Source organism: Nocardia sp. IBHARD005, assembly GCF_052814245.1.
In genome coordinates, this window is the sequence record NZ_CP199935.1 from 1,537,540 (window position 1) to 1,550,851 (window position 13,312).

Annotated in this window: 13 protein-coding genes; 8 read left to right on the forward strand and 5 right to left on the reverse strand. The window is 68.1% G+C overall.

Features of this window, described 5'->3' with window-relative positions:
- The first annotated feature begins 52 nt into the window (after positions 1-52).
- The 3 genes from ACTWPB_RS07105 to clpX all read left to right on the forward strand — a co-directional run bounded on the left by ACTWPB_RS07105 (position 53) and on the right by clpX (position 2,863).
- A complete protein-coding gene (locus ACTWPB_RS07105) occupies positions 53-628 on the forward strand; it encodes an ATP-dependent Clp protease proteolytic subunit (protein WP_446224886.1) in 576 nt (191 codons plus the stop codon).
- A 46-nt stretch (positions 629-674) separates the two neighbouring features.
- Positions 675-1,340, forward strand: a complete 666-nt coding sequence (locus ACTWPB_RS07110; RefSeq protein WP_446224887.1) for an ATP-dependent Clp protease proteolytic subunit — start codon at positions 675-677, stop codon at positions 1,338-1,340.
- A gap of 242 nt (positions 1,341-1,582) precedes the next feature.
- Positions 1,583-2,863 carry an ATP-dependent Clp protease ATP-binding subunit ClpX gene (gene clpX, locus ACTWPB_RS07115; protein WP_446224888.1) on the forward strand — a complete coding sequence of 427 codons (1,281 nt, stop codon included), beginning with the start codon at positions 1,583-1,585 and terminating at the stop codon, positions 2,861-2,863.
- A gap of 67 nt (positions 2,864-2,930) precedes the next feature.
- Here clpX and ACTWPB_RS07120 read toward each other — a convergent pair whose 3' ends face one another.
- Positions 2,931-3,746, reverse strand: coding sequence for a hypothetical protein (locus tag ACTWPB_RS07120; protein ID WP_446224889.1), 816 nt, complete (start codon positions 3,744-3,746; stop codon positions 2,931-2,933).
- Between the two features lie 473 nt (positions 3,747-4,219).
- On the opposite strand from ACTWPB_RS07120, the gene mihF reads away from it, so the two are divergent.
- On the forward strand, positions 4,220-4,534 hold the full coding sequence (gene mihF / locus ACTWPB_RS07125; RefSeq protein WP_019045768.1) for an integration host factor, actinobacterial type: 315 nt from the start codon (positions 4,220-4,222) through the stop codon (positions 4,532-4,534).
- Between the two features lie 78 nt (positions 4,535-4,612).
- Here mihF and ACTWPB_RS07130 read toward each other — a convergent pair whose 3' ends face one another.
- A complete protein-coding gene (locus ACTWPB_RS07130; RefSeq protein ID WP_446224890.1) occupies positions 4,613-5,794 on the reverse strand; it encodes a hypothetical protein in 1,182 nt (393 codons plus the stop codon).
- Between the two features lie 179 nt (positions 5,795-5,973).
- Between ACTWPB_RS07130 and ACTWPB_RS07135 the strand changes: the two genes are divergently transcribed.
- Both ACTWPB_RS07135 and ACTWPB_RS07140 read left to right on the forward strand, forming a co-directional pair.
- A complete protein-coding gene (locus ACTWPB_RS07135; protein ID WP_446224891.1) occupies positions 5,974-6,633 on the forward strand; it encodes a TetR/AcrR family transcriptional regulator in 660 nt (219 codons plus the stop codon).
- Complete coding sequence (locus ACTWPB_RS07140; RefSeq protein WP_446224892.1) at positions 6,630-7,292, forward strand: GNAT family N-acetyltransferase; 663 nt, start codon at positions 6,630-6,632, stop codon at positions 7,290-7,292. Before ACTWPB_RS07135 ends, ACTWPB_RS07140 begins: the two co-directional genes overlap by 4 nt.
- A 168-nt stretch (positions 7,293-7,460) precedes the next feature.
- Here the strand turns inward: ACTWPB_RS07140 and ACTWPB_RS07145 are convergent, their stop codons facing one another.
- Positions 7,461-9,020 carry an FAD-dependent oxidoreductase gene (locus tag ACTWPB_RS07145; RefSeq protein WP_446224893.1) on the reverse strand — a complete coding sequence of 520 codons (1,560 nt, stop codon included), beginning with the start codon at positions 9,018-9,020 and terminating at the stop codon, positions 7,461-7,463.
- Complete coding sequence (locus ACTWPB_RS07150; RefSeq protein ID WP_446224894.1) at positions 9,010-9,627, reverse strand: TetR/AcrR family transcriptional regulator; 618 nt, start codon at positions 9,625-9,627, stop codon at positions 9,010-9,012. Before ACTWPB_RS07150 ends, ACTWPB_RS07145 begins: the two co-directional genes overlap by 11 nt.
- 195 nt (positions 9,628-9,822) lie before the next feature.
- Between ACTWPB_RS07150 and ACTWPB_RS07155 the strand changes: the two genes are divergently transcribed.
- Positions 9,823-11,451 carry an FAD-binding oxidoreductase gene (locus ACTWPB_RS07155; RefSeq protein WP_446224895.1) on the forward strand — a complete coding sequence of 543 codons (1,629 nt, stop codon included), beginning with the start codon at positions 9,823-9,825 and terminating at the stop codon, positions 11,449-11,451.
- Positions 11,452-11,527: 76 nt separating this feature from the next.
- On the forward strand, positions 11,528-12,475 hold the full coding sequence (locus ACTWPB_RS07160; protein WP_446224896.1) for a diacylglycerol kinase family protein: 948 nt from the start codon (positions 11,528-11,530) through the stop codon (positions 12,473-12,475).
- 9 nt (positions 12,476-12,484) lie between these two features.
- On the opposite strand, the gene ACTWPB_RS07165 is transcribed toward ACTWPB_RS07160, so the two are convergent.
- Positions 12,485-13,183 (reverse strand): AAA family ATPase, encoded by a 699-nt coding sequence (locus ACTWPB_RS07165; protein ID WP_446224897.1) that lies wholly within the window; start codon positions 13,181-13,183, stop codon positions 12,485-12,487.
- Between the last annotated feature and the right edge of the window lie 129 nt (positions 13,184-13,312).

A 13,312-nucleotide genomic window follows, 5' to 3' on the forward strand; every position in this document is an offset into this window, starting at 1 on the left:
AATCGGTGAGAAGAGAAGGCAGGTATCCGTGACAATCAACCAGGCAGGGGTCATGACAGCCACTACTGCTGGTCTCAACCTCAGTGATTCGGTGTACGAGCGTCTGCTGCGCGAGCGGATCATCTTCCTGGGCAGCCAGGTCGACGACGACATCGCGAACAAGATCTGCGCGCAGATTCTGCTGCTCTCGGCCGAGGATTCGACCAGGGACATCGCTATCTACATCAATTCCCCCGGTGGTTCGGTCACCGCGGGCATGGCGATCTACGACACGATGCAGTTCGCCGAGTGCGACATCGCCACCTATGGCATGGGCCTGGCGGCGTCGATGGGGCAGTTCCTGCTCACCGCGGGCACCAAGGGCAAGCGCTTCGCGCTGCCGCACACCCGGATCATGATGCACCAGCCGTCGGCGGGCATCGGTGGTTCGGCGGCCGATATCGCGATCATGGCCGAGCAGTTCGCCCACACCAAGCGTGAGCTCAACGAACTGCAGTCGCTGCACACCGGCAAGTCGGTGGAGCAGGTGACCGAGGACGCGGACCGCGACCGCTGGTTCACGGCGAAGGAAGCCCTCGAATACGGCTTCATCGACCACGTGGTCGCCCACGCGAACCAGGCGAAGTAGCGCAGGCCCGCGCCCCATCACACTCGAGACAAGCTTGGAGACCAAGATGGCCAATCTGATCGACCCGCGCGCCGGCTTGGGTGGCGCTGCTGCCGCCAACCCGCAGTCGCGCTACATCCTGCCGCAGTTCACCGAGCAGACCTCGTTCGGCGTCAAGACCTCCGACCCGTACAACAAGCTGTTCGAGGAGCGCATCATCTTCCTGGGCAACCAGGTCGACGACGTCTCGGCGAACGACATCATGGCGCAGCTGCTGGTGCTGGAGTCCCAGGACCCCGACCGCGACATCACCATGTACATCAACTCGCCCGGTGGCTCGTTCACCGCGCTGATGGCGATCTACGACACCATGCAGTACGTGCGCCCCGACGTGGTGACGGTTTGCCTTGGTCAGGCCGCCTCGGCCGCCGCGGTGCTGCTGGCCGCCGGTGCCCCTGGCAAGCGTGCCGCACTGCCCAACGCGCGCATCCTGATCCACCAGCCGTCCTCCGGCGGGGTGCAGGGTCAGGTGTCCGACCTCGAGATCGCCGCGGCCGAGATCGAGCGGATGCGTCGCCTGATGGAAGTCACCATCTCGCGCCACACCGGCAAGCCCGAGGAGCAGGTCCGTAAGGACACCGACCGCGACAAGATCCTGACCGCCGAGGAAGCCAAGGATTACGGCATCATCGATCAGGTCTTCGACTACCGCAAGCTCAGCGGACAGAAGTGACACGCCCGGGCCCGCTGTCCTGATCTGGGCGGCGGGCCCGGTTTTTTCACCGGGCTTGGCCCACAATGGTGAGAATCCGCACGACCCTTCACATCGAACATGCGCGAGTTGTCGACCTGTCTCGCGCACAACAGGTACGGTCGACTCAGGGACCATTGCTCTGATTGACGGCACCGAGACGTATTTCCGGCCCAATCGGGGGACGACGGTCGCACTCGGACAAGGAAGTAGGGACCTACGAGATGGCGCGCATCGGAGACGGCGGCGATCTGCTGAAGTGCTCGTTCTGCGGAAAGAGCCAGAAGCAGGTCAAAAAGCTCATCGCGGGCCCCGGGGTTTATATCTGCGACGAGTGCATCGACCTGTGCAACGAGATCATCGAAGAAGAGCTGGCCGAGTCGAGCGAAGTGAAGCTCGACGAGTTGCCCAAGCCCTCGGAGATCCGGGATTTCCTCGAGAACTACGTGATCGGCCAGGACACCGCCAAGCGGACCCTCGCCGTCGCGGTCTACAACCACTACAAGCGCATCCAGGCGGGCGACAAGGGTCGCGACAGCCGCGGTGAGACCGTGGAGCTGGCCAAGTCGAACATCTTGATGCTCGGCCCCACCGGCTGCGGTAAGACCTACCTCGCGCAGACCCTGGCCAAGATGCTGAACGTGCCGTTCGCCATCGCCGACGCCACCGCGCTCACCGAGGCGGGTTATGTCGGTGAGGATGTCGAGAACATCCTGCTGAAGCTGATCCAGGCCGCCGACTACGACGTCAAGCGCGCCGAGACCGGCATCATCTACATCGACGAGGTCGACAAGATCGCCCGCAAGAGCGAGAACCCGTCGATCACCCGCGATGTGTCGGGTGAGGGTGTGCAGCAGGCGTTGCTGAAGATCCTGGAGGGGACCCAGGCGAGTGTGCCGCCGCAGGGCGGTCGCAAGCACCCGCACCAGGAGTTCATCCAGATCGACACCACCAACGTGCTGTTCATCGTCGCGGGTGCGTTCGCGGGCCTGGAGAAGATCATCTCCGACCGCACCGGTCACCGCGGGATCGGCTTCGGCGCCGAGGTGCGCTCCAAGGCCGAGGTCGACACCGACGACCACTTCGCCGACGTGATGCCAGAGGATCTGATCAAGTTCGGTTTGATCCCCGAATTCATCGGCCGCCTGCCCGTCGTCGCCTCGGTGACGAACTTGGACAAGGAATCGCTGGTCACAATCCTGTCCGAGCCGAAGAACGCGCTGGTCAAGCAGTACGTTCGCCTGTTCGAGATGGACGGCGTCGATCTCGAGTTCACCACCGACGCCCTCGAAGCGATCGCCGATCAGGCCATCCTGCGCGGCACCGGTGCTCGTGGCCTGCGCGCCATCATGGAAGAGGTCCTGCTGCCGGTGATGTACGACATCCCCGGCCGCGACGACGTCGCCAAGGTGGTCGTGAACGCCGACACCGTCATCGACAACGTCCTCCCGACGATCGTGCCGCGTAAGGCGCAGCGTGCTGAGCGTCGCGAGAAGTCGGCGTAACAAACCAACGACAAAGGGCCCCTTCGGATCTGATCCGAAGGGGCTCTTTGCTGTGTGTTGGGTGGCGCTAGCTGAGGGCTGGGTTCCCCAGGCTCGGCGCGGCCAGGAGATCGTCGCCGTCGTCGGCCGGGATCTCCGCGCTGGCGCGGACGATCGCGGTGCTGTATCGGGCGCTGGCGGCATTGTGGATGAGTAGTGCGACACCGATCATCACCGGGGCCACCGCGTGCACCGCCGCGTCGTACCAGTGCCGCGCGCTCAGGTGCGGATAGGTGTTGAGGGCGATGGTCAGCGTGAGCAGGAACAGCTCGGCGATGAGCACCTGGTTGCGGTTGCCCATCACGCCCCACTCGGCCACCCGCGTGGTGCCGATCATGATGATGATCAGGCACACGCTGATCATCGCCTCCAGGCCGAAGCTGGCCCAGTAGAGCGGATCGCTGGGTCCGCCGGGAGCGATGTTGTGCTGGACGTTCACCGCCGACCACAGCATGCCCGTGATCACCACGCCGGCCAGTGCGCGCAGCGACCAGGTGCGGTGCTGATAGAGCGAGGCGAGGCGGGCGCGCGGGTTGGACTCGCGGCGTTGCGCGGCGATGGCCTTGCGGGCCAGCATCAGGTCCGACATCTCGGCTCGCTCGAGTTCCGCGGTGGTGTCCCGCAGACGGTCGGCGTGCGAGGAGGCGGCCTTGATGTGCTTCCAGCGCTGGTCGCGCTCGTAGGTGCGGATCTTTTCGGCGAGTTCGCGCTCGGCACGCAACTCGTCTTCGGACAGCGCGTCGGTCAGTGCCGGATCGGACTGATAGGCGATGCGACGCCTGGCCCGTTCCACCCGCACAGGCAGAGCGGTGACCTCGTGATCGAGCGGGTGTTCCTCGCGCATCGCAACTCCAGGTAGCAAAAGGGTTCGCCGGGTCGCGTCATTGTTGCGCATCGAGCGGGGAGACAACACCCGCGGGCCCGAATTGCTCGACCCGCAGGCGCTGAAAATGTCTGGCGCACAACTGTGTAGCTGTCGATGAGCGATGCGGGAGACGGTGACGACCGTTCGAGAACGGGTCGCGCCCGGGCCGAGGAGCTTCGTTGATCCTCCGTGGTTCGCCGTTGAACCTTGATCCCGCAAAAGTGCTTCTGTTGATGTGTCGCTGCTGGTCACCGTGGTGTTACGTCGGCCTGAACCGCCCGTCCTTTCGTCCGTTTGGTCCGTCTTGCGGGGCCTTCACTGAATACGACGGGTTCGGCACGCAAAACTCATCGGCGTATCCTCGCGGTGTGTCGGACTGGTGCTGCCGATTTCGTGCTGTTTACTCGGTCCGTCAATCAGATGTTCGAGTGACGAGTGGAAGCGGAGGAGACATGGCACTGCCTACGATGACCGCCGAACAGCGCACCGAGGCGTTGGCCAAAGCGGCTGCCGTGCGCAAGGCGCGCTCGGAACTGATCGGCAAGGTGAAGGAGGGCAAGGTCACCGTCGCCGATCTGCTCAAGAAAGCCGACAGTGATGACCTGGTGAAAAAGACCAAGGTCGCTGCCGTGATCAAGGCACTGCCGGGCGTTGGTCCGGTCAAGGCTGCCAAGCTGATGGATCAGGCCGAGATTCCCGAGGATCGCCGCATCGGCGGCCTCGGTGCTCGCCAGCGCGCGGCACTGCTCGACGCCCTCGAGGCCTGAGCCGATTCGCGATCCGACGCCCGTGGAGCTGGATGCACGGGCGTCGGGATGGTCTGTGAGTAAAACGCAGTAGGTGATTCACACGCAGTAGGTCAGCAGGAAGTCGTTGATCCGCAGGCGCCATCCCGGTTGCAATTCGATCGGGAGGGTGCCCACGCGTGACCAGCGTTCGCTGTCGGGGGCGGCGAAGAAGGTTCCGGAGGTCGCGGGGGCTTCGCGGACGAACACCTTGCCACGGTCGGGGGCGACGAAGGCATGGACCCGCGAGACGAGCCGATCCCGCTCGATCAGTATCGGCGTCGCCGCGGCAGCGCGGACCGATTCTTCCCCCGAGGGGTTGCGGCCGAGGACGTAGGGCCGGTCCAGTGGGTAGCTGAGCCCGTCTTCGGTGACCAGCGCGCCGCGCGAACTGCTGTGGGGCGCTGTGCCTTTGCTCAACGCGACCGGTTCACCGCGTTGAGCGGCATCGAGTGGTTGGGACCAGGCGCGGGGGGCGCCGGCGGCGGGGGAGTTGCGTGGGCCCGTGCTCACGGTGACGCCGTCCGCGGTGCTCGGTCGCTCGCCCGCGCTCACCGTTTCACTGTCGGGTCGGCCCGCGTCGGGCGGGAAACCCGAGGTCGCGGGTTGGCCGGGCGCCGGTGCCGGGAATCCCGCGGTGGCCGGGAGCGCGTCGCTGGTGACGGTGGGCCTCGACGGGACGCGAAGGGCTTGGAAGCCGGTGGCCTCGGTCGGTGCGGGTTCGTCGACGGATTCGACCCGGCGGGGCGGCGGATTGCGGCGCCGGCCCAGGTTGAGGACGAAACCGTTGCCGGTGACGATGCCCGCGCGCAAGTCGGTGCGCGGATTGGCGCTGGTGGGATCGGCCATCTCGGCGCCGACCGCGATCCGGCGGACCGGTTCGCGGATGATCTCGTCGACCCAGGTGAAGGCCCGGTCGCCGGCGAGGCGGCGGTTGCCTTCCGCGCCGGAGATCTCGGCGATCACCGCGCCGCGCAACAGGATCAGCATCCCGTCGGCGGTCGGGGCGAGCACACCGAAAGGCGGTGGGGCAGAGGCTCCGCCGAACACCACGCCCGCCAGCCGCTGCGCCAATGCCGCACCGGGTGCGCTCGCTGCCGTGCTGTTGGCGACGGTTTCCACCGCTCCGAGTAACCGATCGGTCGAGGGTGTCTCCCCGGCCAGATAGACGACGACATCGCCGAATCTGGCGACGATCCCGGTCCCCGGCACGATAGCCACGGTGGACGAATGCGCGTGCATCAACGCCTCCTTGTCGGACTGGTTTTCACCGCCGCCCCGGCCGACCCGCTGTGCGGCAGACCGCGACCGAGGTCTCCGCCGTCAGCATAGATGGCCCGGCGCTCGGGGATAGGGTCCGTAGGCGAACTTCGAACGACGTTCGTGCCAAACGATGTTCGTCGGCCGCGTAGGATCGGCGCATGAACGCCGCACCCGTCAGTCGCCGGGCCCGACCGGCGAAAGTACCCCTGAGCCGGGACCTCGTCATCGAGACCGGCTTGCGCATCCTCGATACCGACGGCTCGGCCGCGCTCACCATGCGCCGGGTCGCGAAGGAACTCGACACCGGCGCCGCGTCGCTGTACGTCTATGTCGCCCATCGCGACGACCTGCTGACCGGCATGCTCGATCACGTCCTGTCCCAGGTCCCGGTCCCCACCGAGGGTGACTGGCGTACGCGGGTGACCCAGCTGGTCGAGACCTCGATCGAGGCACTCGGCCGCCACGACGGTCTCGCGCTCGTCGCCTTCGGCCGGTTCCCGACCACCGAACACGCCCTCGGCCTGATCGAACAGTTGCTGAGCCTGCTGCGCGAAGGGGGTCTCGACCCCGCGACCGCCACCTGGGCCGTCGACCTGATCTACCTCCACATCGCCGCCGAGGCCGCCGAGAATTCCGGTGCGGGGGGCTCGGCGTACCGCGCCGACCTCTCCCGGCGCTTGGCCGACCTGCCCACCCGCTTCCCGACGAGGATCGCGTGGCTGACGCACCTGCGCGACGGCGACGGTGCCGCCCGCGCCCGCTGGGCCCTGCGCGCACTGCTCAACGGAATCGTCGCCACCCCGGTGGGCGCGCGATGAGCGGCGGCGACCAGCCGGGGGAACTCTGGGTGCTGTCGGGTGCCGAGGAGCCGGGAGTTGTCGGCGCGACGATGACCGGCGGCGGTGTCGCGGGGGAGACCGCACAGCGGCCCGGACGGCGCCCGGTGATCGGTGGACCTGTCCGGCTCGCGCGTGAGACGGAGATCGCGGCGCTCCAGGAGATCGAGCGTCGGGCGGGCGCACCGTTCGCCGAGGTGGGGATGACTGCCGTCGCCGACGATGAGCCACCACCGTGGGAAGTGTTGCGCGCCTTCATTGTCGATGGTCGCGCGTGGGTATGGCCGGACGATGACGATCACCCGATCGGCTACCTGGTTCTCGGGCTCGTCGACGAGCAACCGCACATCGACCAGGTCTCCGTCGACCAGGCCTACGCGGGCGCGCGGATCGGAAAACGGCTGATCGATCATGCCGTGCGCTGGGCGAAGTCCAAAGGCCTACAAGAGATCACACTCACCACGTTCACCCAGGTCCCGTGGAACGGCCCGTACTACGAACGCCTCGGCTTCGCCTACATTCCAGCGGCAGACGAACCGCCGGGTCTGCGCGCGATCCGGGCCACCGAACTGGCGCACGGCCTCGACGTATGGCCACGCGCGTCCATGCGCGCCGAGCTCGCGAATTGGAGCTTCGACTGACCGGTGGTGGTGATCGCGCGCCGAGTGGGGCCTGCGCACTGCCCCCAGGTGTGGCTGCTGACCAGGGCCGTTCCCGGCTGGCGGATGCCGAGCGGGCCTCGATGAGTACCCGCCCGGCTCGCCCAGCGCCGGGATCAGCGGCTGGTATGCGCGCCGCCAGATCAGCCTTCAGCTGGTGATCGCGGCGTGTCTGGTGAAGGCAGCTTCGGCGGCGGGGGTGGCGGCTTCGCGGTCGGTGTCGACCAGGCCGATGCGGGTGCGGCGGTCGAGGAGGTCGTCGATGGTGAGGGCGGCCTCGTGGGTGATGGCGAAGTCGAATTCGGCTGCGGTGACGTCGATTCCGGGGGCGACCGGTTCCGCGAGGGCGGGGTCGGCGAGCCAGGCGGAGACGATCTGGCTCGCTTCGCTGCCGTAGCGCTCGATGAGCACCGGTGGGGCGTCGATGCGGTCGCGGGCGGCACCGGAGACCGCCCCGATGAGGGGGAGGTGGGCGGTGCGGCAGGCAGTGGCCGTGAGTGCCGACTGGGCCACCGCCGCGTCGACGGCGTCCTCGGCCATCTGACGATAGGTGGTGAGCTTGCCGCCGACGACGGTGATCAAGCCGTCGGGGGCGGTGAGAACCGCGTGTTCGCGGGAGATGTCGGCGGTGCTGTCGTCGGCGGTCTCGAGCAGTGGACGCAGTCCGGCGAACTTGCCGCGGATATCGGAGCGGGTCAGCGGTTCGCGCAGGGCGGTGTTGATGGTGTCGAGCAGGAAGTCGATCTCGGCCTCGGTGGGCTGGGGCTCGTCGGGGATGGGGCCCGGTGCGTCCTCGTCGGTGAGGCCGAGGTAGACACGGCCGTGCGCGGCGGGCAGCGCGAAGACGAACCGGCTGATGCTGCCCGGCACCGGCACCGTGAGCGCGGCGCTGAGCCCACCGAAGGCCGCGGCGTCGAAGACGAGGTGGGTGCCGCGGCTGGGCCGCAGCTCGATGCTGTGGTCGACCTCGCCCGCCCACACACCGGTCGCGTTCACGACCGCGCGCGCCCGGACCGCCAAGGTCTCGCCGGTGAGAGTGTCGCGCAGCTGGACCGAATCACCGGTTGCCGCAACGGCTTCCACGCGGGTGAGCACGGTCGCGCCTGCTGCGGCCGCGGTGCGAGCCAGTGCGACGACCAACCTGGCGTCGTCGACAAGCTGGCCGTCCCACGCCTGCAACCCGCCGCGCAGCCCGTCCCGTCGCACGGTCGGCGCCAAGCGCAGTGCCTCGGCGGCGGCCACCCGGCGCGAGCGCGGCAACGTGTCGACAGAGGTACGCGCCGCGATTCGCAGCGCGTCGCCGGCGGCGAAACCCACACGGATGAGCGAACTCTGGCCCAGTTTGATGCCGGGCAGCAACGGCACCAGCTGAGGCAGCGGGCGCACCAGATGCGGTGCGGTGGTGCGCAACATGATGCCGCGTTCGACCGCGCTCTCGTGCGCGATCCCCACCCGTCCGCTCGCCAGATACCGCAGCCCACCGTGCACCAGCTTCGAACTCCAGCGACTGGTGCCGAACGCGAAGTCGTTGCGCTCCACCAGGATTGTGCGCAGCCCGCGCGCGGCGGCGTCGAGGGCGACGCCGGCTCCGGTCACACCGGCGCCGATCACCACCAGATCGACCTCGGGATTCTCGCCGAGTGCGGTGAGGTCGGTGGTGCGTCGCGCCGCGTTCAGCGTGGCACGGGAAGTGGGGTAGTCAGGAGTCATCACAGTCCTTGTCGGGTAGCGGGAGCAGATAACCCTCGACAGCCCTGGACAATTCGGCATCGAACTCCGCACCGGCCAGCAATGACTCCACCGTGCCCGCCGACTGCACCGCCGACTGGGTGATGAGCAGCAGCATGGTGGCCATGTGCTCGGCATTGCCCGCCCGGATCGACCCGTCTTCGTGGCCGAGCTCGATCATGGTCGCGAACAGCCCGATCAGCGTGCGCTGATTGCGGCCCAACCGGCCGAACACATAGGTGAGCATCAGGTCGGTGTCGGTGCGGAAGATCTTGGCGAACACCGCGTTCGACCTGATCACCGCCGCGCCCGCCACGATGCCGTGGACCAGCCGATCCCGGCCGCGGCCGGTGTCGGGCACGGCCTTGGCGACGATCGTGCGCAGTTCACGGACCAGCAGCTCGGCGATCAGCGACCCGGTGTCGGGCCAGCGGCGATAGACCGTCGGCCTGCTCACACCTGCCCGCCGCGCCACCTCGGTGAGCGTGGTTCGGCGAACACCGAAATCGACGACGCAGGCCCGGGTGGCATCGAGAATCGCCACGTCGGTGGGCGAAAGCTGGTCAGCGTGGGTCGCGAGGTCGATCATCGTGCTTCACCGCCGGTGTGTTCGGTGGCGCCGGGGTGCGGCGCCATGGTCGGGCTGGGACTGTCCAAGGGTATCGAGCGGTCCAGCGGGGTTGCGGTCGCGAATGTTCGGTGGTGACATCCGACAGCGGTATGGATGCCGACGCTGGGACATATCGTTGGTTACTTCTTGACACTATATGTCATTATGTAACGCATGGTCGAGACGCAAAGCGAACAATCGGGGTCTGCCACCGTGGCACCGAACATGGTGTGGGACGCCTGGGGCGTCGCCGCCGGTCACCAGCCGCTGTCAGCGCAGATCCGTGGCCTGCTCGCGCAGGCATTCGGGATCTCGGGTGAGCCGGTCGCGCGCCGTCACGAGAACGATGTGCCGCTGATCCCCACCACCCTCACCGCGGCCGATCGGTCGGGCCTGGCCGGGATCGTCGGTGACGAACATCTCACCACCGCCGACATCGACCGGCTGCGCCACGCGGGCGGCAAGAGCACCCCCGATCTGCTGCGCCGCCGCGCGAGCGCACCGCAGGACGCGCCCGACGCCGTCATTTTCCCCGCCGGTCACCCACAGGTCCTCGCGCTGCTGGAGTACTGCGCCGAACACGGCATCGCCGTTGTCCCGTTCGGTGGCGGAACCAGCGTGGTCGGTGGCGTCGATCCGGTGCGCGGCCAGTTCGGCACCGTGATCGCGCTCGATCTGCGCAGGCTCGACACGCTCACCGAGGTCGATCCGGCCAGCGGCACCGCCACCCTCGGCGCCGGGCTCACCGGTCCCCAGGCCGAGGAGTTGCTCGGCGCGCACGGGCTCTCGCTCGGGCACTTTCCGCAGAGTTTCGAATTCGCCAGCATCGGCGGGTTCGCCGCGACGAGGTCGTCGGGTCAGGCGTCGGCGGGCTACGGCCGGTTCGACGACATGGTCGAACGCTTGGTGATCGCGACCCCGCAGGGCACCCTCGACCTCGGTCGCGCGCCCGCGTCGGCGGCCGGACCCGACCTGCGCGAGCTGTTCGTCGGGTCCGAAGGCGCACTCGGCATCATTACCTCGGTCACCTTGCGGGTGCATCCCGTGCCGGAAACCGTTGGTTACCAAGCCTGGTCGTTCCCTGACTTCGCCACCGGAGCCGCCGCGCTGCGCAGTGTGGTGCAGGCCGGTGCCGCGCCGACGGTGATGCGGTTGTCCGACGAGGCCGAAACGGGCATGAACCTGGCCCGCTCCGCCGATGTCGGCGGCAACCCGGTCTCGGGCTGCCTCGCCATCACCACCTTCGAGGGCAGCCGGGCCCACGTCACCGCCCGATCTGCCGAGGCGAGTGAGCTGCTCGCCGCCGCGGGCGGTACCGCGCTCGGCGAGGCGCCCGCACAGCACTGGGAGCACGGCCGCTTCGCCGCGCCCTACCTGCGTGACGCGCTGCTCGACGTCGGAGTGCTGTGCGAGACCCTCGAAACCGCCACCAGCTGGGCCAATCTGGTGAATCTCAAGGTGAAGGTCACCGGCGCGCTGATGGACGCGCTCGGTGCGCAGGGCACACCCGCGCTGGTCATGTGCCACATTTCGCACACCTACCCGACCGGGGCGTCGCTGTACTTCACCGTCGTCGCCAAACAGCTCGAGGATCCGATCGCGCAGTGGCGCATCGCCAAATCCGCCGCGAGCGACGCGATGGTCGCCGCGGGCGGCACCATCACCCACCACCACGCCGTCGGCGCCGACCACCGTCCGTGGATGGGCGCCGAAATCGGTGACCTGGGGGTTCGGGTATTGCGTGCGGTGAAGCGCGAACTCGACCCCGCCGGCGTGCTCAACCCTGGGAAGCTGGTTCCGTGAGAGAGCTTTGGCGAGCGAACCAGATGCGCAGCGCGCGATCGCGCACGACGGAGCCGAGCGCCGGCGAGGTGGAGTCGTGAGCGAACATTCGGTGCGGCGCGTAGTGGTTGTCACGAACCCGCATTCCGGGTCGGGCCGTGGCGACGGTGTCGCCGAGGCGGTACTGGCCGAACTGCTGGCCCGCGATGTCGACGTGGTCGAGGTGCGGGCGCCGAGTGCGGACGAGTCGGTGACGCAGGTCAGGACGCTTGTCGCGGGCGAGAACCGGCCGGATGCGGTGATCTGCGTCGGCGGTGACGGGCTGATGAACGTGCTGCTGGCCGCGGTCGCGCACAGCGGGGTACCGCTCGGGCTGGTGCCCGCGGGTACCGGCAACGACCTGGCGCGGGAATTCGGCATACCCACCGGTGACCCGCGGGCCGCCGTCGGGATCGTGCTCGGCGGTCGAACCCGGACCATCGATCTGGGGCGGATCGAATCGGCGGACGCCACACCCACCTGGTTCGCGACCGTGGTCGGCACCGGGTTCGATGCGCGAGTAACCATGCGCGCCAACACGATGCGCTACCCACGCGGCCCGCTGCGCTACACCGCGGCCGCTGTGGTCGAGCTCATGCGCGGCTACACATTGCCGTTCCGGATCGAGATGTCGGGCCTGGCGCCCGGTGCACTCGACAATCCGCCCGACTCACACGTGGTGATCCTGACCGACGCGGTGATGGCGCCGATCGGCAACACCCGCACCTACGGCGGCGGGATGCTGGTGTGTCCGGAAGCACGCGCCGACGACGGCTACCTCGACATCACGGTGGTCGGTGCGGTGTCGCGTCTGGAGATGGCGCGGCTGCTGCCCGCGTTGTCGGCGGGCAAACGGATCGACCATCCCGCGACGAAACGCTACCGGGCCCGGCGGATCACGGTCAGCGCCGAGGGCGGGTACGCGACAGCCGATGGTGAGCCCGCGGGGATGTTGCCGGTGACGGTGCAGGCGATGCCGGGGGCGCTGAGCGTGCTGGTGCCGTGAGCGCCTCGGTCAGGCCGCGTCGAAGGCGATGCGCGACACCGCGTGCAGCGTCGGACGGTCGATGATCACCACCGAGGTCGATGACAGCGGTTGCGGATCCGGGTTCGGCGGGTGCGCGGCGTCGCGGGCGCCGAGGGAGCCCATCATCGCTTCCCACCGGCGGCAGTGCGCGGTGAACGCGACGCTGTTGACGCTTCTTCCTCGGCTGATCTGACCGGATCTGGCTTGCTCCGCGGGGACATCGATGAGCACCATGTGCAGTTCGCGGTGCCCCCGCGCAGCCCAGCGGGTGATCAGTCGCCTGCTCCAGCGGAAGGTCGCGCAGTCGTGGATGGCGACCGGGCCGTCGTTGGCGCGGAGTGCGTCGCGGATCGCGCGGTAGTGCGCGAGATGGACCAGCGGGCGCCACAGCGAGTACGGCGCCCAGCCGAGGCGATGACGCAGGCGATTGCGGGTGTGGTTCGAGTCGAGAACCAGGGCGCCGGACGCGGTGCGCACCGGATATTCGGCGTCGGGGCCCGCGCCGAAGAAGCGGTGTAGCGCGGTGGACTTTCCCGCGCCGGGCACACCGGCGAAGACCAGGACGGTGGTGCTCGGGTAGCGCAGTTCTTCGACCTCGCTGGCGCGTAGGTCCACCAGGGCGACCGGGGTGATGATCCTCGAAGCCGATGCGGGAACTGGGGACGAGGAATCGAGCGGGGGCGTCACCCTCCCCAGGGTCCGGTAAATCGGGTAAAACGGCAATCGGGGGTTACCCGGATCTTCGGGTTCGAGGCTTGGGGCACAAGGGTTTCCGCGTGTCGTCGTGGCGCGTCACAGGCCTTGCTGCCAGCGCAA